Origin of the sequence: Luteimonas gilva, assembly GCF_005239095.1 — a bacterium.
Lineage (GTDB): Bacteria > Pseudomonadota > Gammaproteobacteria > Xanthomonadales > Xanthomonadaceae > Luteimonas_C > Luteimonas_C gilva.
The window spans coordinates 813053-831301 of sequence record NZ_SZUA01000001.1; the positions used below are offsets into that span (position 1 = coordinate 813053).

Sequence of the window (18249 nt, forward strand, 5' to 3'; positions counted from 1 at the left end):
GTCAGGCCATCAGCGCGATGCGGCCGATCGCGTACAGCGACGCAAAAGCGCCGCCCACGCAGGCCAGAGTGACGAGGAGTTGCGACGCCACTTCCAGCGCGCGCGTATGGACGTAGTCTTCGATCACCACCTGCACGCCGAGCTTGGCGTGCCAGAACAGGGCGACGACGAAGATGGAAAGCAAAATCGCGTTCCAAGGCTTGGCGATCGCGGCGTGCGCCGTCGCCAGATCGGCGCCGGACAGGGACACCAGCAGCCAGACCAACCAGGGAGTCAGCAGCGCCAGCACGATCGCCGTGACGCGCTGCCACCAGAAATGGCCGACGCCGGATTTGGCCGAGCCCAGGCCGCGGGCGCGCGCCAGCGGCGTCCGGAAATCGCGAACGGGAGAACCGCTCATGCGCCACCCCGCAGTGCGAAGAACCAGATCGCCGCCGTGACGATCACGGTCAGTGCGACGACGGTGTAGCCGGATTTGTAGATGGCCGGAATATCGAAGCCGAAACCCGCATCCCACAGCAGATGGCGGATGCCGTTGAACAAGTGATAGACCAGCGAAGCCGTGAAGCCGAACAGCACGAACTTGCCGAGCGGCGAAGCCAGGCATTGCGCGAAGTTCGCGTAGTGGTCGCCACCGGCGGCGATCGCCAGCAGCCACCAAGCCAATCCGAACGCGCCGACGGCCAGGGCGCAGCCCGTGACGCGGTGCAGGATCGACATCGTCATCGTGATCTGCCAGCGGTAGACCTGCAGATGCGGCGACAAAGGACGTTCGCGTTGGGCCATCGGGCGCTCGTTCTCTCGCTGGGCGGCATCGCCGCGTGGCTGTGGCGCGTCGCCGGGCTGACCCGGACATCGCGGCCCGAAGCTCAGAAATCGATGCAGCGTCCGTTCTTTTCCCAATCGCCGTAACGCGTCGGCTCGGGGCCTTCGCGGCCGCCGATTTCCTTGGCGGGCGCCGTTTCCGGGACGGACTGTTCGGTCTGCTCGGGTTCGGGCTGGGGAACGGTTTCGCCTATCATTTCCGGGTCTCGCAACTCGCCAAGTTTAATTCCCGCCCCCTTTTCGGACAAGCAGCGCCCTTTGGAAGCCTTCTCCGCCTTACCCGGACGAAATTCGGGACTCGCCCTGCCCGACCATCGCGCCATCGCCTTGAGCGGCCGCGATGCGACGAATTTCGCGCAAGCGCAGTTCATGAGCGATGCGAAGGCCCTCGTCGCGGGCCACTGGCAATGGAGCGGTTGGCTGACGCCGAAAGGCCGCGTCATCGCGCTGTTCGCGCTATTGAAGATCGACGAAGAAAACGTCTGGCTGCTGCTGCAGGACGCCGATCCGGCCGAATTCGCGGCCCGGCTCCGGAAATTCCTGTTCCGCAGCAAGACCGCGATCGCGGTGCGCGAGGATCTGCATGCGATCGGTTCGTTCGCGACGGGTGCGGCCCGCGGCGCAGCCTTGGCCATCGATGCGGACGAGGTCGAACTCGACATGAGCGGCGCAGCAGGCGCGCGCACGCTGCGATTGAGCGCATCGGCGACGATTCCCGACGCCGATGCGGAGGCCCTCGCCCGTTGGACGGCGTTCGATCTCGCCCACGGCTTGCCGCGCTTGCCCGCGTCGCAATCGGAACAATGGACGCCGCAGCAATTGTCGCTGGACCGGTTGCGCGCCTACAGCGTGAAGAAAGGCTGCTACCCCGGCCAGGAAATCGTCGCCCGCACGCATTTCCTCGGTCAGGCCAAACGCGGTCTGGTTTTGCTCGAGAGCGAACGGCCGCTCGCGCCGGGCGCGCAAGTCGAGCACGAGGGCAAAGCGCTGGGCAGCATCGTCAGCGCCGTCCAGGCCGAATCGAGGACGCTGGCGCTGGCCGTGCTGCCGCTGGATGCGCCAACGGCGGCCCTTCACGCGGACGGCGCGGCCCTTCGCGCCTTAGCCTTGTCCGAAGGGCTCGCCCGTTAGGCCGCCGAGCGGCGGCAAAGACATCCAGCGCTTGTTATGCTCGGCGCGGGGAATTTAGGTAGCCGGACGGCCTGTCGAGGCCGGCGCTGCCGTGTCCCCGTCGTTCTTCACGCGCACTAAGGAAGGGATACGCAATGAAACGAACCGCATACTCGATATCCATCGCGCTGGCCGCCGCATTGGCCGCCGGCTGCACCGCCCAGCAGACCAAGCCTGCGCCCGCTCCGCCGCTGGCCGCCAATCAGAAATTGTCTTCCGACAGCCTGTTCGCTTTCGGCAAATCCAGCCTGGCCGATCTCAGCGACGAAGGCCGCCGCGAACTGGATGCGCTCGCCGCGGGCTTGAATTCGCGTCCGTACGAAGTGGTGCATGTGATCGGCCACAGCGACCGCATCGGCAACGACAAGGCCAATCTCGACCTGTCGACCCGCCGCGCCGCCGCCGTGCGCGCTTATCTGGTGCAGCAGGGCGTTCCCGCGGACAAGATCACCGCGGTCGGCCGCGGCAGCGTCGAACCGGTGGTCGAATGCGACGACAAGGACCGCCCGGCGCTGATCGCCTGCTTGGCGCCCAACCGTCGCGTCGAAATCAAGATCGTCAATCCGTAAGGGACTTCGGTCCGCCATTTTTTCCGGCGCCCGAACAGCGCCAGAAACCCGGCCTCGCGCCGGGTTTTCCTTTCCGGAAAACTCACGGCGTTTCCGCGATAATCCGCTCGAATGAAGCGCACCGGACGCCAACCTCCACCGCCGTCGGGCGCCGTCGAAAAACGCGTCCAACGGCGCCGCAACGGCCGCATGGAGCCGGCCGCGGATCTGGTCGCGGCCGAAGTCCCGATCGCGTTGTCCTACAACGGCGAACCTTTCGCGGTGATGATGGCCACGCCCGATAGGCTCGAGGATTTCGCGCTGGGCTTCACTTTGAGCGAAGGCATCGCTGCTGCGGACGATGTTTGCGTGATCGCGGTGGAACCGTCGCTGGAAGGCATCTCGATCCGCCTGTCGATCCCCGAGACCGCAGCCGCCGCGCTCGCCGAACGCCGCCGCAATCTGCAAGGCCGCAGCGGCTGCGGGATTTGCGGCACCGAATCGATCGAAGCCGTGCTGCGCCCGCCTCCGCCGGTCGGCGCGGGCGCGCCCACGACCGTCGCCGCGCTCGAGCGCGCATTGGGCGAATTGCGCGCGTTGCAGCCGTTGAACGCGCTCACCGGCGCCACGCACGCCGCCGCATGGGCGGATGCGCAAGGCGCGCTCGTGTGCGTACGCGAGGACGTCGGCCGCCACAACGCGCTGGACAAGCTGATCGGTGCGCTGGCCCGCGAAGGCGTGGATTTCGGCGCCGGATTCGCGGTCGTCACCAGCCGCGCCAGCTACGAAATGGCGATGAAAGCGGCGCAGGCCGGCATCGCGATGCTGGCCGCGATCTCGGCGCCGACGGCGTTGGCGATCGCGCTGGCCGATTCGGCCGGATTGACCTTGATCGGCTTCGCCCGCGACGACGGTTGCGTGGTGTATTCGCACCCGCATCGCCTGTCGGCCTCCGCTTCGGAAGCGGCGGCATGAGCGAGAAGAAAATCGTCCGCCATTACGACCGCCCGGCCGGCGGTTGGGACGCGTTGCGCAGCTCGGCCAAGCATCTGTTCGAGCAGGATATTCCGGTGCTGGGCGCACGCACGCTGCTCTCGGCCAACCAGCCCGACGGTTTCGACTGCCCCGGCTGCGCCTGGCCCGACCGCGACCACACTTCCACTTTCGAATTCTGCGAGAACGGCGCCAAAGCGGTGGCCGCGGAAGCGACCAAGCATCGCGCCACGCCCGAATTGTTCGCGAAATACACCGTCGCCGAGCTCTCGCGCTATAGCGACCATTGGCTGGAAGACCAAGGCCGCCTGACCCATCCCATGCGCTGGGATGCGGCCAGCGACCGTTATCTGCCGATCGGCTGGGACGAAGCGTTCGCCCTGATCGCCGCGCATTTGAACGCGCTCGACTCGCCCGACCGCGCGATCTTCTACACCTCCGGCCGCACCAGCAACGAAGCCGCCTTCCTGTACCAATTGTTCGTACGCGAATTCGGCACCAACAATTTCCCCGACTGCTCGAACATGTGCCACGAGCCCTCCGGCACCGCGATGACGCCTCAGATCGGCGTCGGCAAGGGCACCGTATCGCTGCACGATTTCGAATTGGCCGATGCGATCTTCATCTTCGGCCAGAATCCGGGCACCAACCATCCGCGCATGCTCGGCGAGCTGCGCAAAGCTTCCAAGCGCGGCGCGGCCATCGTGTCGTTCAATCCGTTGCGCGAGCGCGGGCTGGAGCGCTTCGCCGATCCGCAAGACAAGCTGGAAATGCTCAGCGGCGGTTCGACCCGGATTTCGTCCGATTATTTCCAGCTGAAGATCGGCGGCGATTTGGCCGCGATCAAGGGCGTGATCAAGCACGTGTTGGAAGCCGACGCGCTGGCCCAGCGCGAAGGACGGCCGCGCGCGATCGACACCGCCTTCATCGCGGAACATACCGCCGGATTCGAAGCTTTCGCCGCCGATGCGGCCACGGAAAACTGGACGACGATCGAGGCCGAATCGGGTTTGACCGAAGCGCAAATCCGCCGCGCCGGCGACATCTATCTGAAAGCGGAAAGCGTCATTTGTTGCTGGGGCATGGGCGTCACCCAGCACAAACATTCGGTCGCGACCATCCACATGATCGTGAACCTGCTGCTGTTACGCGGCAATCTGGGCAAGCCCGGCGCCGGCGCCTGCCCGGTGCGCGGCCACAGCAATGTGCAGGGCGACCGCACGATGGGCATCTACGAAAAGCCCTCGCCCGCCTTCCTCGACCGGTTGGGCGCGGTGTTCGGCTTCGATCCGCCTCGCGAGCACGGCCTCGACACCATCGGCGCCATCGAGGCCATGCTCGACGGCCGCGGCAAGGTGTTCTTCGCGATGGGCGGCAATTTCGCCACCGCCACGCCGGACACCGAAGCCACTCATCGCGCGCTGCGCAACTGCGATTTGACCGTGCACGTCGCGACCAAGCTTAACCGCAGCCATCTCGTCCACGGGCGCGAGGCGCTGATCCTGCCGTGTCTGGGCCGCACCGAGATCGACGTGCAGGAAACCGGCCCGCAGGCGGTGACCGTCGAAGACTCGATGAGCATGGTCCACCTGTCCGCGGGCATCAACGCGCCGGCGTCTTCGGAACTGCTGTCCGAGCCTGCCATCGTCGCGCGCCTGGCCGAAGCGGCCTTGGGCTCGCGCAGCAAGACGCCGTGGCGTTGGCTGGTCGGCGACTATGGCCGGATCCGCGACAAGATCGCCGAAGTGTTCGACGATTTCCGCGATTTCAACCGGCGCGTGGCGGTGCCGGGCGGATTCCGGTTGAGCAACACCGCCGCGCAGCGGCAGTGGAGCACGCCGTCAGGCAAGGCGATGTTCGTCGCGCACGCCGTGCCCACCGACCTGCCGGTGCATCGCGCCCGCGCCGCTGCGGGTTCGCCGGTGTTCACGCTGACTACGGTGCGCTCGCACGACCAGTACAACACCACCATCTACGGCCTGGACGACCGCTACCGCGGCGTGTTCGGCGAACGCCGCGTGCTGTTCGCCCATGCCGAGGACATCGCCGCTCTGGGGATGAAAGCGGGCGATTGGGTCGATCTGGAAAGCCTTGGCGACGACGGGCGGCGCCGCCGCGCCGCGCGCTTCATGCTGGTCGAATACGCGATCCCGCGCGGCTGCCTGGCGGCCTACTATCCGGAAACGAACGCGCTGGTGCCGCTGTCGAGTTTCGCCGACGAAGCGCGCACGCCGACTTCGAAGTCGATTCCGGTCGTCGTGCTGCCGCACGCGCAGGACGCCGCCCCGGAAGCGCCGCGTGACATCCCCGTCGCCGTCGTTCGCTGAGACCTTGCTCGCCGAACTCGCGCGCGAGCCGGACGGCGTCTCGCTTCCGCGCCTTTGCAAGCGCTTGGGCGTACGCATGAGCGTGCTGATGCGCGAACTGGCTTGGCTGGGCGAGGACGCGATCGGCGGCGAAGCCGGGCCAGGATGGATCCGGGTCGAAAAGCGCGGCGAGCTCGATGTGGCCGTGCTCACCGAACGCGGCCGCGGCCGGATTACTCGCGAATCGCGATAAGGCGTACCCTTCGCTTTTCGCTTGTGTAGAGCGGAGCTTGCTCCGCTTGCTCTTTGTAGGAGCGGCTTTAGCCGCTCCTACAAAAACAAAGGCAGCGGGGCGATCCCCGCTGCTAAAAACCAAGATCAGCTGCGATGCTTGGCGACCCAATCCACGTATTTGCCGACGAAAGCCTGCAGGAACTTCCGGGTCTCGTCCGAGCCGATATTGCCTTCGTCGTCGAACAGGCCTTCCTTGAAATGGATGAACACTTCGGGCTGGGCCAGCGTGGGCGCGTCGACGAACGCCAGCGAACCGCGTACGTGCTGCTGGGCGATGGCGGTGCCGATGGTGCCGATCGACGCGCCGATCACGGCCGCGGGCTTGCCGGCGAAGGAGTTCTTGCCCCAAGGCCGCGAGCCGATGTCGATGGCGTTCTTCAGCACGCCCGGCACCGAGCGGTTGTATTCGGGGGTGACGAACAGCAGCGCGTCGGCGCCTTCGATCTGTTGCTTGAGGCGACGGTAAGGCGCGGGATAATCGGCGTCGTAATCCTGGTTGTAGAGCGGCAGCTCGCCGATATCGACGTATTCGAATTCGTAGCCGGCCGGCATCAGTTTCTCGACCGCTTTGGCCAGCTTCTTGTTGATCGAATCCTTGCGCAGGCTGCCGACGAAAACGGCGACTTTGGTTTTGCTCATGGCGATGCTCCGGTGGCGAAGAAGCGCACAGACTATCGGCCGGCGTTCGCCTGCGAAGCGTCAAGTGCGGAAGGGATCGTCTCGCCCGTGGTAGCAATGCGGCGGACGTCCGATCGGCATTCGCTCGTCATCCCGGCATTCGCTCGTCATCCCGGCGAATGCCGGGATCCAGGCCATCTCGCGAGATTGCCGCATGCGTCGGATGCCCTGGATCCGGGCTTGTACCGGGATGACGGCTCCGTGGAAGAGACCGTCCCGCCGATGTCGGCAATCCGAACGTCAGGCCAACGAATCGGCCGCGGCGACGATCTCATCGTCCGACGGAATGACGAGAAAAGCCGCGCCCGCCAAGGGCGTGAACGTATCCGCGCCGACCACCCGCTTGAACGGCCGGGCGCCGTAGCCGCCTTCGGCGATGGCGGTGACGATGCCCTCGCCCACGCCAGCGCTATGTCGGCCTTCGTCGACCACCAAGATGCGCTTGGCGTTGCGCGCCTGTTCGACGATGTACGCCTCGTTGAGCGGCACCAGCCAGCGCAAATCGACGACGCGGGTCTTCCAACCGTGCTTCTTTTCGACGACGCGGGCGGCGCGCAGGCTCATCGGCACGCCATTGCCGAAGGTGAAGATCACCAGATCGTCGCCTTCGCCATACGCGCGGCCTTCGCCGAGCTTCATCGCCTGATCCGGAGCGGGATACTCGGTCAGCCACTGGCCGTCGCCCGCTTCGTACAGATCCTTGGTCATGTACAGCGCGATCGGTTCCAAGAACGCGCAAACGCGCCCGTCGACCTTGGCCAGCGCGGCCAGCGTGCGCAACATCGTCGCGGCGTCGTCGCCGCGGCTCGGACAGCCGACCACCAACCCGGGAATGTCGCGCAGCGCGGTGATCGAATTGTCGTTGTGGAAATGCCCGCCGAAGCCGCGCTGGTAGCCGAGCGAGGCTATCCGCATCAGCATCGGATTGCGGTACTGGCCGTTGCTGAAGAACTGCAGGCTCGCCGCTTCGCCGCGGATCTGGTCGCAAGCGTTGTGGAAATAGGCCAGATACTGGATTTCCGGCAGCGGCAGCATGCCCATGTTCGCGTAGCCCTGGGCCAGGCCCAGGATCACGGTTTCGTCCAGCAGCGTATTGAACACTCGCTTGTTGCCGAACGCTTTGTGCAGGCCCTTGGTGACGGTGTAGACGCCGCCTTTCTGCGCCACGTCCTCGCCGAACAGCAGCGCTTCGGGATATTTGCAGAACAGATCGTGCAGCGCCGCGTTGATCTGGATCGCCAGATGCTTGGGCGCCTGCTTTTCCGGCAGCTTCGCCTCGCCGCCGAAGGCCGCGGCGCGCTTGTCGGCGAAATCGAAACGTTCGGCTTCGGCTTTGACTTTGTCCGGCGTGTACGGCGCCAGCGGCGCCATCACTTCCTGCAGCGAAGACAGGCGCGGCCGGCGGTCGGCGTCTTCGGCCGCGGCGAAGCATTTCTTGCGGGTCTCTTCGTACAGGACGAGGATGTCGTCCTTCGACATCAGGCCCGATTCCAGCGCGATCGCGGCGCTGCGCAGCAGCGGATCGGTCGCCTCGACCGCGCACAGTTCCTCGATGCTGCGCCACTCGATCTCGAAATCCGTGCCGGCGTGGCCCATGATCCGGGTCGTGCGCAAATGCAGGAAGGTCGGGCGCCGCGTGCGTCGGCAATGCTCGACGGCGCGCTGCACGTCGCCATAGCCGGAGGCCAGGTCCAAGCCGTCGGCGGAGAAATAGTCGAGATCCGCGCGATCGCGGAAATTGCGGCCCACCCAGCCGTCCGGCGTCTTCACCGAGATGCCGATGCCGTTGTCTTCGCACACGAACAGCACCGGCGCCGGGAGCTTCTGGTAAGCCGTCCAGGCCGCGGCGTTGAACGCGGTCTGCGCGGTGGCGTGGTTGCTGGACGCGTCGCCGAACGAGCAGATGGCGATGCTGTCGTCGGGGATCGGCAGCTTATGGCCGATGCGCCGCGCCTGTTCGATCGCCACCGCGGTGCCGAACGCCTTGGGCAAATGCGAAGCGATCGTCGAAGTCTGCGGCAGCACCCACAACGGTTTGCTGCCCCACACTTTGTGGCGGCCGCCCGACGCCGGGTCGTCCTTGCTGGCCGCGAAGCTCAGCGCCGAATCCATGATCGGATCCATGCCCGGCAGCTTGCGGAAGCGTTCGGCCATGAAGCCGCCGCTGCGGTAATGCAGGAAAGCGGGATCGGTATGCCGGGTGAGCCGCGCCACCATCGCATTGCCTTCGTGGCCGCTGGAACCGATGGTGTAGAAGACCTTGTTCTGCACCCGCAGCACGCGCGCCATCAGGTCCAGATGGCGCGAAATCAGCTGCGATTCGAACAACTCCCGGAAGCCGCGCGCATCGAGCGCGCTGCCGTCCAGGATCGCCTCGCCCGGCGCCGGCTTGGCGTCGGCGCGGCCATTCCAAGCGCGCACGAATTCGCTGAAGTTGGCGTCGCAGATTTCGGCGCGGTTGACGCCTTTCATGCGGGCGGGAATCGGATTCGGGATGGCGACGGTCATGGCGTTCTTGTTTTCGGCGGCCCGCTCGGGACGGCAGTAGGTGAATTATGCGCTCGACGCTGCGAGCAGGGCCGCATTTTCCGGCGCCGGATCGGGCATGGCGACGAAACCAGGCGTCGCGCGCACGCGCGCCAGCCAGTCGCTCACTTTCGGATAAAGCGTCAAGTCGAAACCGCCGTGATGGGCGACGTCGGTATAGGCGAACAGCGCGATGTCGGCGATGCCGTAGTCCGGTCCGGTGAACCAGGCATGCTCGGAGAGATGTTTTTCCATCACCGCCAAAGCTTGATTACCGCGTTCCATGCAGCGCGGCAATTCGGCGGCACGGCGCGGCGAATCGATCGGTGTCCAGCCGCGGATGAAGCGCGCGACGGCCACGTAAGGCTCATGGCTGTATTGTTCGAAGAACATCCAGCCCAGCGCTTGCGCGCGTTGCCATTTGTCTGCCGGCAAGAACGGCGTGCCCTCGGCCAGATAGCAGAGGATCGCGTTCGATTCGGCCAGCACGCGGCCGTCTTCCAATTCGATGATCGGCACGCGGCCGTTCGGGTTCTTGGCCAGATACTCCGGCGTGCGCGATTCGCCTTTCGAGCTGTCGATTTCGACCCAGCGATATTCGCGGCCGAGCTGTTCCAGCAGTAGCCGCAGTTTATGGCAATTGCCGGAAACCGAATAGCCGTAGACCGTGATCATGGCGACACCCGCAGTTGCGCCCGGTTTCTGGCCCACTCTTCGCGGGTCTGTCCCCAGACTTCCAGTTCTTTCTCGTGGTAAGGCTCGGGCAAGCGTCCGTTGCGCAGTTTTTTCGAACCGAGCTTGGCGGCGACGCTGCGCGAGGGCGCATTGTCGAAATCGATGGTGTGGATGATTTCGTCCCACCCCAGATGTTCGAAGGCCCAATCCATCGCCGCGGCCGCGCCTTCGGTCGCATAACCCTTGCCGCCGGCATCGATCGCGACGCCCCAACCCACTTCCGTTCCCGGCCAGCCTTCCGGTTGCCAAGGTCCGAGGCGACCGACCCAGCGTCCGCTGCTTTTCTCGATGACCGAAAAGAAACCGAAGCCGTACGCGGTCCAGGAGCCGATCACCGACATCAGGCCGCGCCATGCGATCGGCCGCGACTGCGCGCCGCCGATGAAGCGCACGTGTTCTCCGTCGGCCATGAAATCGGCCCAGGCGTCGAGATCCTCGCGCGCCGGCGGCCTCAAGATCAGGCGTTCGGTTTCCAGCACCGGGCCGAGCGCGGCCGTTTTCATGCCGAGCGCCTCGCCTGCCATTCGTCGCGGCTCTGCCCCCAGATGTCGATCGGGTGGTCTTCGCTCGGCGGCGGGAGTTTGCCCGGGCCTTTGTTGCGCGAGCCCAGACGCTCGGCCACGCGTTGCGACGGCACGTTGTCCGGATCGATGCAGTGGATCACGTCTTTCCAGCCCAGGTTTTCGAACGCCCAATCCATCGCGGCCTTGCCGGCTTCGGTGGCGTAACCCTTGCCTTGCGCGTCGGGATGGAAAGCCCAACCGAGTTCGTTGCCCGGCCAGCCTTCGGGGCGCCAGGGGCCGAGTTGGCCCAGCCAGAGGCCGGTTTCTTTTTCGACGATCGAGAACATCGCGAAGCCTTGCAGCTGCCATGCGCCGGGCATCTGCAGAAACTTGCGCCAGGCCTCGGCGCGCTTGAGCGGGCCGCCGAGGAATTTCATCGCGCCCTCATCGGCGTGCAGTTCGGCGTAGCGGCCGAAGTCGTCGATATGCGGCAGGCGCAGGACCAAGCGTTCGGTTTCGATGCGGATGTCGTCGGTTTGCAAGCCCTGCTCCTGAAGCTGCCTCTCCCATCGGGAGTGGGTTGGGGTGAGGGTTCGGAGAAGCTACGTCGCTCCAGAATCGCTGCGATGCGGCAACCATTTCCCTGGCGACCCGATCCACTATCGCTACGCCGAACCCTCATCCGGCGCTGCGCGCCACCTTCTCCCGGCGGGAGAAGGGTGCGAGATCAAAACGCGTTGATGCCCGTCAGCTCGCGCCCGACCACCAACTGGTGCACCGTCTCGGTGCCTTCGTAAGTGATCACCGATTCCAGATTCAAACCGTGCCGGATCGGGCAATGCTCGGTGGTGATGCCGGCGCCGCCGAGCAGGTCGCGCGCTTCGCGGGCGATGTCGATGGCCATGCGGCAGTTGTTCCACTTGGCCAACGAGACCTGGGTCGGCTGCATCTTGCCGGCGTCCTTCAAACGGCCCAGTTGCAGCGACAGCAACTGCGCGCTGGTGATGCGGCGCGCCCAATCGGCCATCTTCAGCTGCGCGCTTTGCGTCGCAGCCACCGGACGGTCGAACAGGATGCGTTCCTTGGAATAGTTCAACGCTTCGTCCAGGCAAGCGATGGCCGCGCCGATCGGACCCCAAGTGATGCCGTAGCGAGCCTGGGTCAGGCAGCCGAGCGGGCCTTTCAGGCCTTTCACGTTCGGCAGACGGTTGGCTTCGGGCACGCGCACGTTGTCGAAGAACAGCGCGCTGGTCACCGACGCGCGCAGGCTCATCTTGTGCTTGATCTCCTGCGCGGTGAAGCCGGCGAAGCCCTTCTCCACTACGAAGCCCTGGATGCCCTCGTCGGTCTGCGCCCAGACGATGGCGATATCGGCCAGATTGCCGTTAGTGATCCACATCTTGGAACCGTTGAGGATCCAGTCGGCGCCGTCCTTCTTGGCGTTGGTTTTCATATTCGCCGGGTCCGAGCCGCCCTGCGGCTCGGTCAGGCCGAAGCAGCCGATGACCTTGCCGGCGGCCATGTCGGGCAGCCAGCGTTTGCGCTGCTCTTCGGTGCCGTAGGCGTAGATCGGATACATGCATAGCGAGGACTGCACGCTGGCGAAGCTGCGGATGCCGCTGTCGCCGCGTTCCAGTTCCTGACAGATCAGGCCGTAGCTGACCGCGTTGAGGCCGGCGCAGCCGTATTCCTCGGGCAAGGAGGCACCCAGCAAGCCCAGTTCGGCCATTTCCGGGATCAGTTCTTTGGGGAAACGGGCCTGGTCGAAGCAGTCGCCGATGATCGGCAGCACACGTTCGTCGGTGAAACGGGCCACGGTTTCCTGCACGGCGCGCTCCTCTTCGCTGAGCAGGGAGCGGACGTCGTACAGATCGTAGGGATGCAGGGCCATGGCGGTTTCGGCGAACGGGAAACCGGCATTGTATCGGGCCGTGTTGCAGCGCGGCACCCCGCGGCTTTTGTGGGAGGGGCTTCAGCCCCGACAACAAGCTCGCGGCGGGCTGTCGGGGCTGAAGCCCCTCCCACAAGAGCTCATCTGCAATGGCCGAAACGAAACGGGCCCGGCGATGCCGGGCCCGTGGAAGCGCTTACTGGAGAAGCTTACTGGCGCGGAGCCTCATCGCCCGAAGCCGAGGCCACCTGGGTCACGACCTGGCCGTCGATCACCGGCAGGCGGTCGCCCGGCTTCTGGTCCATGCGCACGGTGCGCTCCTGGCCCTGATAGCGGTAGGTGACGTCGTAACCGGTGGTCACGTCCTCGTCGCCGAGCAGAATGCGCTCGCCCGGCTTGCTGCCGGTGCGCATGGTGCCGGTGGTGCCGTCCGGATTGCGGTAGGTCACGTTGTAGGCGACCGTCTTGGACGAGGTCGAGGTGCCGGAAACGGTGTGGCACTGGCGCTGGGTCCGGTTCACGACCTGGCCGCCGACATGGCGACGGTCGATTTCACGACCCGCGAAGCCGCCGCCGACCGCGCCGGCCACCGTGGCGAGCTTGCGGCCATTGCCGCCGCCGACTTGGTTGCCGATCAAGCCGCCGATCACCGCGCCGGCCACCGTGCCGCCGACGTTGCCGTCGCGCTCAGGCAGGCGTTCCTGGACCACGACATCGTTGCAGACTTCGCGCGGATTGGAAGTGGTGACGGTTTCGCGCACCGGCTCGGTGCCGATCACGGTTGCGTACAGCTTTTCCTTCTCGGTGATCGGACGAGCGTCGATCACCTGCGCGTATTCGACGCGGCCGCCGGCGGGAATGCCGTTGTTTTGGGCTACGTCGTTCAACGGACCGGGCTGCAGCTGAGAAGCCGACGTGTAATCGGGCTGCTTGTCGCGATTGTTCTGGAACGCCGCCACCGCGACGCCGCCTACCAGCAGCGAAGCCAGTGCGATTGCCAAAGTATTGTTCTTCATTAGCTGCCTCCCGAGGCGGTGCTGGTGTTGTTTCCCTCGATGGGGATTGCAGCATGCCCAGCCTGAACCGAAAGGTGAAAATTTCGTGGCAAGCTGTCGGGAACATGAACTGCCACGCGCCTGCCAAACCTGACCGGGCGTGGTAGCGTGACCGCATTCCCAATTGAGGATCCGGCGATGGCCAACCCCCTGCTCGCGCCCGTGCTGCGCTGGTTCGGCCGGCTGCGCTTTCCGCACCTGTTCCTGCTGACCGCGGCGCTGTTCGTGGCCGATACCCTGGTGCCGGATTTCATCCCGTTCGTCGACGAATTGCTGCTGGGCTTGGGCACTCTGCTGTTGGCCAACTTCAAGAACCGCAAGCTGGATCCTGCCGCGCCGATCGAGGGCGAAACCGGAAAGCGTTGATCCGTGCTGATCGACAGCCATTGCCATTTGGATGCGCCGGAGTTCGATGCCGACCGTGCGCAAGCGATCGCCCGCGCCGCGGGTGCCGGCGTAACCGCGCAGATCGTGCCTGCGATCGCCGCCGCCAGCTGGCCGAAACTGCGCGAGGTCTGCGCGATGGCGCCGGGGCTGCATGCGGCCTACGGCTTGCATCCGATGTATTTGGCCGAACATCGGCCCGAACATCTCGACGAACTGCGCGAGTGGATCGAGCGCGAACGCCCGGTCGCGGTCGGCGAATGCGGCTTGGATTATTTCGTCGAAGGATTGGATCCGGAAGAGCAGCGAACCTATTTCGACGGCCAGTTGGCTCTGGCGCGCGAGTTCGGCTTGCCGGTGATCGTGCACGCGCGGCGCGCGGTCGATGCGGCGATCGCTTCGATCAAACGCATCGGCGGATTGCGCGGCGTGGTGCACAGCTTTTCCGGCAGCCCCGAACAAGCGCGGCAGTTGTGGAATCTGGATTTCATGATCGGCCTGGGCGGTCCTGTGACGTACGAACGCGCGAACCGGTTGCGCAAGCTGGCCGCGGAGATGCCGCTGGAATTCCTATTGCTGGAAACCGATTCGCCGGACCAGCCCGATGCCGGCATTCGCGGGCAGCGCAACGAACCCGCGCGATTGGTCCGAGTGTGCGAAACGATCGCCGCGCTGCGCGGTGCCTCGCCGCAGGAAATCGCTGCGGGGACCAGCGACAATGCGCGCAGGCTCTTCCGCTTGTAGTTCTGTTCTTGTGGGAGCGACTTCAGCCGCGACAGCCCTGCGGCTCACGCCCTCACCCACCCTCTCCCGCAAGCGGGAGAGGGCTTCAAGCGTCCGACGCTTTCGGTTTGAGCAGCATCTCGATCGCCTTGCCCACCGCGGCGAACGCGAACGCGCCGGTGATGTGCGTCGCCGCGCCCAAGCCGGCGCCGCAATCCAATTTCAGCGCGGCGTCGGCGCCCAATTTCGGACGCAGGCCGGACACGCTGCCGTCGGCTTGGGGATAGCGGACGTTCTCCAGCGAATAGACCGCCGGCACGCCGAAATAGCGTTGCGGGCTTTTCGGAAAATTGAATTCGGCGCGCAATTTTTTGCGGATCAAGGCCAGCATCGCGTCGTGTTCGGTGCGCGACAGGTCGCGGACCCGCACCAAAGTCGGATCGGTACGCCCGCCCGCGGAACCGACGGCGATCACCGGCTGCTTACGGCGGCGGCACCAGGCGATCATCTCGACCTTGGCGCGGAAGCTGTCGCAAGCGTCCAGCACCAGGTCGAAGCCGCCGCCCAGCAAAGCCTCCAGGGTGGAAGGCGTGACGAAGGCCGGTACGGCGTCGATCGACATTCCCGGATTGATCGCGCGACAACGTTCGGCCAAAGCCTCGGCCTTGTTGCGCCCGTACTGGCCTTCCAACGCGGGCAATTGCCGGTTGGTGTTCGACAGGCACAGGTCGTCGGCGTCGATCAGACTAAGATGGCCGATGCCCGAACGCGCCAGCGCTTCCGCCGCCCACGAGCCGACGCCGCCCACGCCCACCACCGCCACCCGGCATTCGCCCAGGCGCGCGAGCGCGCCGCGTCCGTACAGGCGGTCGATGCCGGCGAAACGTTCTTTCCATCCTTCGCGCATCCCGCCATCTTAGCGCTTGCGCAATGCGGAGCCCGCTCCGCTGCGTGGACGAGGGCCCGCGGCGGCATGTTATGTTCGCGGCGAATCCAACGGAGCCCGCCATGTCCTCGCCAGCCCCGAACGCGTCCGCCCCGAAGAAGCCTTCCGCCGCCGGCCGCTATTTGTTCCTGTTCCTGCTCGGTCTGGTGATCGGCATCGTCGCCACGGTGATGGCCTTGCGGGCCATCGATGCGCGCAAAGATCATTTCCCCGATTCGGTGATGCATGTGCAGGGATGGCATCTGGCGCAACTGAAGGCCAGCGTCGAACAGAACCGCTGCGGAGCCACCGACACGCTGCCGCATCTGCAGGCGCTGCGCACGATGGCCAACGACTTGGAACCCGCCTTCCCGGACCTGCGCGAGGACGAACGCTTCGCCCGCCACGCCAGCGGCATGCGCGCGGCGCTCGACGGCGCCCTCGCCTCGCCGCCCATGAATTGCCCGGGCGTGACCGCGGCCGTCGACAAGGTGGGCCAGGCGTGCAAGGCCTGCCATCAGGACTTCCGCAACTGAATTGGCGCTTGACGGACCGTCGAGGGTTGACGGTCCGTTCATGGTCGCGGTTCTAATTTCTTGCCCGCAAGCAGGCGAATCCAACGCCCGCTCACACAGGAGAGCCGCATGAACATCCGTCTGATCAGTCTGGCCGCCCTCGCCTCGTTGGCGCTGGCCGGTTGCGCCACCTCGCCGGGCTATTACGGCGGCGGCGGTGGTTACAACAACAACGGCGGCTACAACAATCCGCCCCCGCCGTCCTACGGCAATAACAGCAATTGCTACGACTGCGGCCAGGTGGTCGGCATCCAGCGCGTCGCCGGTTCCGGCGCGCCGCGCGCGACCGGCGCGATCCTGGGCGGCATCGTCGGCGCGGCCGCCGGACGCGAGATCGCCGACGACCACACCGATAGCAAGGGCCGCAAGAACACGGCCACCATCGCCGGCGCCGCCGCGGGCGCACTGGCCGGCAACGCCATCCAGAACCGCGTCAGCAACGCCGAAAACGACATCACCGTGCGCTTGAACGACGGCCGCACCGTGACCGTGCGCCAGGTCGACATGGCCGGCATCCGCATGGGCGCCTACGTCCGCGTGTACAACAATCACGTTTGGCCGCAGTAAGCCGCGCGTTTAAGCCTGCGAATCACCGGCGGCCCGCGAAAGCGGGCCGCTTTTTTCGCGCTTCGTGATGCGACGCAAAAATGCGTCCGCCGCGCCAGGAGTAAGGTGGGCCGTCCGCCCCCGCGGACCACGTCACTTCCGACATGAGGGAACATGCGATGAAGTCCACGTTACTCGGCGTTACCCTGGGTACCACCCTGCTCGCCGCGGCGATCGCCGCCGCCGGCGCCGCGCAGCCTTCGGCCAAGTTCAATCCCTTGCGGGTCAGCCTGACCGCGGCGACGGCCGATTCGGGCGGTTTCCTGGGCGCGGTAGAAGTCGTGATCACCAACACCGGCAACCGCACGGTGCGCGTGCCGAAGTGGGAATTACCGAACGAGTTCCTTGAAGCGAAGCTGTTCCAAGTCACCCGCGACGGCGCGCCGGTGCAATACGAAGGACCGATGATCAAGCGCGGCCTGCCCGGCGCCGAAGATTTCGCGATCCTGCGCGCCGGCGAAAGCTACCGCGCCACGGTCGATTTGACGGCGGCCTACGATATGACCCAAAGCGGCCGCTACGTCGTCACCCTGATCTCGCCGCTGCAGCACGCTTCGACCTCGGGCGGCGAAATGCTGAAGGACATCCGCGGCTTGCCGATGCTGCTGCAAACCGCGCCGCTGAACCTCTGGGTGGACGGCAAGGATCAGCTGGGCGCCGTGCAGCAAGCCAAGCCTCCCAAGCCCGACGCCAGCGGCGTGGTGGTGAACGGAGTCACCTACAAGGGCTGCACCACCTCGCGCATCGATACCGCCGGCCAAGCGGTGAACGCCGCGCGCAACTACGCCGAGAACGGCAAAGGCTACTTGAACGCGGGAACGACCGGACCGCGCTACACCACTTGGTTCGGCGCCTACACGTCGAGCCGCTATTCGACGGCGCGCCAGCATTTCGCCTCGATCGACACCGCCCTGGACCAGAACAACGGCCAGATCACCATCAACTGCGGCTGCAACCAGAGCTACTACGCCTACGTGTATCCGAACCGGCCGTACGAGATCTTCGTCTGCCGCGCCTTCTGGAGCGCGCCGCTGGTGGGCACCGATTCCAAGGCCGGCACCCTGATCCACGAAACCAGCCACTTCACCGTGGTCGCCGGCACCGACGACATCGTCTACGGCCAAGCGGGCGCGAAGAACCTGGCGCTGAGCGATCCGAACGGCGCGCTCAACAACGCCGACAACCACGAGTACTTCGCGGAGAACACGCCGTCGCAGAACTGACCGTCCGTTCCGTCCAAGAAAAAACCCCCGGCATCGCTGCCGGGGGTTTCTTTTTCGGCTCAAACCGAGCGGATCACATCGGCTCTACGGCGTCCGCCTGCAGACCCTTCTGACCCTGGACGACGGTGAAGCTGACCTTCTGGCCTTCCTTCAAGCTCTTGAAGCCCTGCGACTGGATCGCACGGAAGTGCACGAACACGTCTTCGCCATTCTCGCGGCTGATGAAGCCGAAACCCTTGGCGTCGTTGAACCACTTGACGGTACCTGTTTCACGGTTCGACATCGGTCT

22 protein-coding genes are annotated in these 18249 nt (G+C 65.6%); 10 read left to right on the top strand and 12 right to left on the bottom strand.

The genetic code is table 11. From position 1 onward, the window contains the following. Window position 1: 1 nt before the first annotated feature. The 3 genes from sdhD to FCE95_RS03745 form a co-directional block, all read right to left on the bottom strand. Window positions 2-400 carry a succinate dehydrogenase, hydrophobic membrane anchor protein gene (gene sdhD / locus FCE95_RS03735; RefSeq protein WP_137265633.1) on the bottom strand — a complete coding sequence of 133 codons (399 nt, stop codon included), beginning with the start codon at window positions 398-400 and terminating at the stop codon, window positions 2-4. Further along, a complete protein-coding gene (sdhC, locus tag FCE95_RS03740) occupies window positions 397-786 on the bottom strand; it encodes a succinate dehydrogenase, cytochrome b556 subunit (RefSeq protein WP_137265634.1) in 390 nt (129 codons plus the stop codon). Before sdhC ends, sdhD begins: the two co-directional genes overlap by 4 nt. An 83-nt stretch (window positions 787-869) precedes the next feature. After that, window positions 870-1022, bottom strand: a complete 153-nt coding sequence (locus tag FCE95_RS03745; RefSeq protein ID WP_137265635.1) for a DUF1674 domain-containing protein — start codon at window positions 1020-1022, stop codon at window positions 870-872. Between the two features lie 61 nt (window positions 1023-1083). On the opposite strand from FCE95_RS03745, the gene ygfZ reads away from it, so the two are divergent. The 5 genes from ygfZ to FCE95_RS03770 all read left to right on the top strand — a co-directional run bounded on the left by ygfZ (window position 1084) and on the right by FCE95_RS03770 (window position 6095). Then, window positions 1084-1956 carry a CAF17-like 4Fe-4S cluster assembly/insertion protein YgfZ gene (ygfZ, locus tag FCE95_RS03750; protein ID WP_223266759.1) on the top strand — a complete coding sequence of 291 codons (873 nt, stop codon included), beginning with the start codon at window positions 1084-1086 and terminating at the stop codon, window positions 1954-1956. 134 nt (window positions 1957-2090) lie between these two features. Continuing rightward, entirely contained in the window at window positions 2091-2564 is a 474-nt protein-coding gene (locus tag FCE95_RS03755; protein WP_137265636.1) for an OmpA family protein, read from the top strand. Between the two features lie 111 nt (window positions 2565-2675). Beyond that, complete coding sequence (gene fdhD / locus FCE95_RS03760; protein ID WP_137265637.1) at window positions 2676-3518, top strand: formate dehydrogenase accessory sulfurtransferase FdhD; 843 nt, start codon at window positions 2676-2678, stop codon at window positions 3516-3518. After that, entirely contained in the window at window positions 3515-5863 is a 2349-nt protein-coding gene (locus FCE95_RS03765; RefSeq protein ID WP_137265638.1) for an FdhF/YdeP family oxidoreductase, read from the top strand. Before fdhD ends, FCE95_RS03765 begins: the two co-directional genes overlap by 4 nt. After that, the gene (locus FCE95_RS03770) at window positions 5835-6095 is read left to right on the top strand and encodes a hypothetical protein (RefSeq protein ID WP_137265639.1); all 261 of its coding nucleotides are present in this window, start codon (window positions 5835-5837) and stop codon (window positions 6093-6095) included. Before FCE95_RS03765 ends, FCE95_RS03770 begins: the two co-directional genes overlap by 29 nt. Window positions 6096-6220: 125 nt before the next feature. On the opposite strand, the gene FCE95_RS03775 is transcribed toward FCE95_RS03770, so the two are convergent. From FCE95_RS03775 to FCE95_RS03805, 7 genes are all read right to left on the bottom strand, one after another. Then, entirely contained in the window at window positions 6221-6775 is a 555-nt protein-coding gene (locus FCE95_RS03775) for an NADPH-dependent FMN reductase (protein WP_137265640.1), read from the bottom strand. A gap of 279 nt (window positions 6776-7054) precedes the next feature. After that, the gene (locus FCE95_RS03780; RefSeq protein WP_137265641.1) at window positions 7055-9322 is read right to left on the bottom strand and encodes a thiamine pyrophosphate-dependent enzyme; all 2268 of its coding nucleotides are present in this window, start codon (window positions 9320-9322) and stop codon (window positions 7055-7057) included. Window positions 9323-9367: 45 nt separating this feature from the next. After that, window positions 9368-10015, bottom strand: coding sequence for a glutathione S-transferase family protein (locus FCE95_RS03785; RefSeq protein WP_137265642.1), 648 nt, complete (start codon window positions 10013-10015; stop codon window positions 9368-9370). Then, entirely contained in the window at window positions 10012-10578 is a 567-nt protein-coding gene (locus FCE95_RS03790; RefSeq protein ID WP_137265643.1) for a GNAT family N-acetyltransferase, read from the bottom strand. The genes FCE95_RS03785 and FCE95_RS03790 overlap by 4 nt, the downstream gene beginning before the upstream one ends. After that, the gene (locus tag FCE95_RS03795) at window positions 10575-11120 is read right to left on the bottom strand and encodes a GNAT family N-acetyltransferase (protein ID WP_137265644.1); all 546 of its coding nucleotides are present in this window, start codon (window positions 11118-11120) and stop codon (window positions 10575-10577) included. The genes FCE95_RS03790 and FCE95_RS03795 overlap by 4 nt, the downstream gene beginning before the upstream one ends. A 185-nt stretch (window positions 11121-11305) precedes the next feature. Continuing rightward, window positions 11306-12469, bottom strand: coding sequence for an acyl-CoA dehydrogenase family protein (locus FCE95_RS03800; protein WP_137265645.1), 1164 nt, complete (start codon window positions 12467-12469; stop codon window positions 11306-11308). Between the two features lie 209 nt (window positions 12470-12678). After that, window positions 12679-13485 carry a glycine zipper 2TM domain-containing protein gene (locus tag FCE95_RS03805; protein WP_137265646.1) on the bottom strand — a complete coding sequence of 269 codons (807 nt, stop codon included), beginning with the start codon at window positions 13483-13485 and terminating at the stop codon, window positions 12679-12681. A gap of 177 nt (window positions 13486-13662) precedes the next feature. On the opposite strand from FCE95_RS03805, the gene FCE95_RS03810 reads away from it, so the two are divergent. Both FCE95_RS03810 and FCE95_RS03815 read left to right on the top strand, forming a co-directional pair. After that, window positions 13663-13890 carry a DUF6116 family protein gene (locus FCE95_RS03810; RefSeq protein WP_137265647.1) on the top strand — a complete coding sequence of 76 codons (228 nt, stop codon included), beginning with the start codon at window positions 13663-13665 and terminating at the stop codon, window positions 13888-13890. Between the two features lie 6 nt (window positions 13891-13896). After that, window positions 13897-14652 carry a TatD family hydrolase gene (locus FCE95_RS03815; RefSeq protein WP_137266432.1) on the top strand — a complete coding sequence of 252 codons (756 nt, stop codon included), beginning with the start codon at window positions 13897-13899 and terminating at the stop codon, window positions 14650-14652. An 85-nt stretch (window positions 14653-14737) separates the two neighbouring features. Here the strand turns inward: FCE95_RS03815 and FCE95_RS03820 are convergent, their stop codons facing one another. Beyond that, window positions 14738-15538 (bottom strand): tRNA threonylcarbamoyladenosine dehydratase, encoded by an 801-nt coding sequence (locus FCE95_RS03820; protein ID WP_137265648.1) that lies wholly within the window; start codon window positions 15536-15538, stop codon window positions 14738-14740. Between the two features lie 101 nt (window positions 15539-15639). Here FCE95_RS03820 and FCE95_RS03825 point away from each other — a divergent pair, with 101 nt between their 5' ends. The 3 genes from FCE95_RS03825 to FCE95_RS03835 all read left to right on the top strand — a co-directional run bounded on the left by FCE95_RS03825 (window position 15640) and on the right by FCE95_RS03835 (window position 17960). Further along, on the top strand, window positions 15640-16092 hold the full coding sequence (locus tag FCE95_RS03825) for a cytochrome c (protein ID WP_137265649.1): 453 nt from the start codon (window positions 15640-15642) through the stop codon (window positions 16090-16092). A gap of 108 nt (window positions 16093-16200) precedes the next feature. Continuing rightward, a complete protein-coding gene (locus tag FCE95_RS03830) occupies window positions 16201-16698 on the top strand; it encodes a glycine zipper 2TM domain-containing protein (RefSeq protein WP_137265650.1) in 498 nt (165 codons plus the stop codon). 158 nt (window positions 16699-16856) lie between these two features. Continuing rightward, window positions 16857-17960: a M35 family metalloendopeptidase gene (locus tag FCE95_RS03835; protein ID WP_137265651.1), complete on the top strand. Its 1104-nt coding sequence runs from the start codon at window positions 16857-16859 to the stop codon at window positions 17958-17960. Window positions 17961-18033: 73 nt separating this feature from the next. On the opposite strand, the gene FCE95_RS03840 is transcribed toward FCE95_RS03835, so the two are convergent. Beyond that, window positions 18034-18243, bottom strand: coding sequence for a cold-shock protein (locus tag FCE95_RS03840; protein ID WP_137265652.1), 210 nt, complete (start codon window positions 18241-18243; stop codon window positions 18034-18036). Between the last annotated feature and the right edge of the window lie 6 nt (window positions 18244-18249).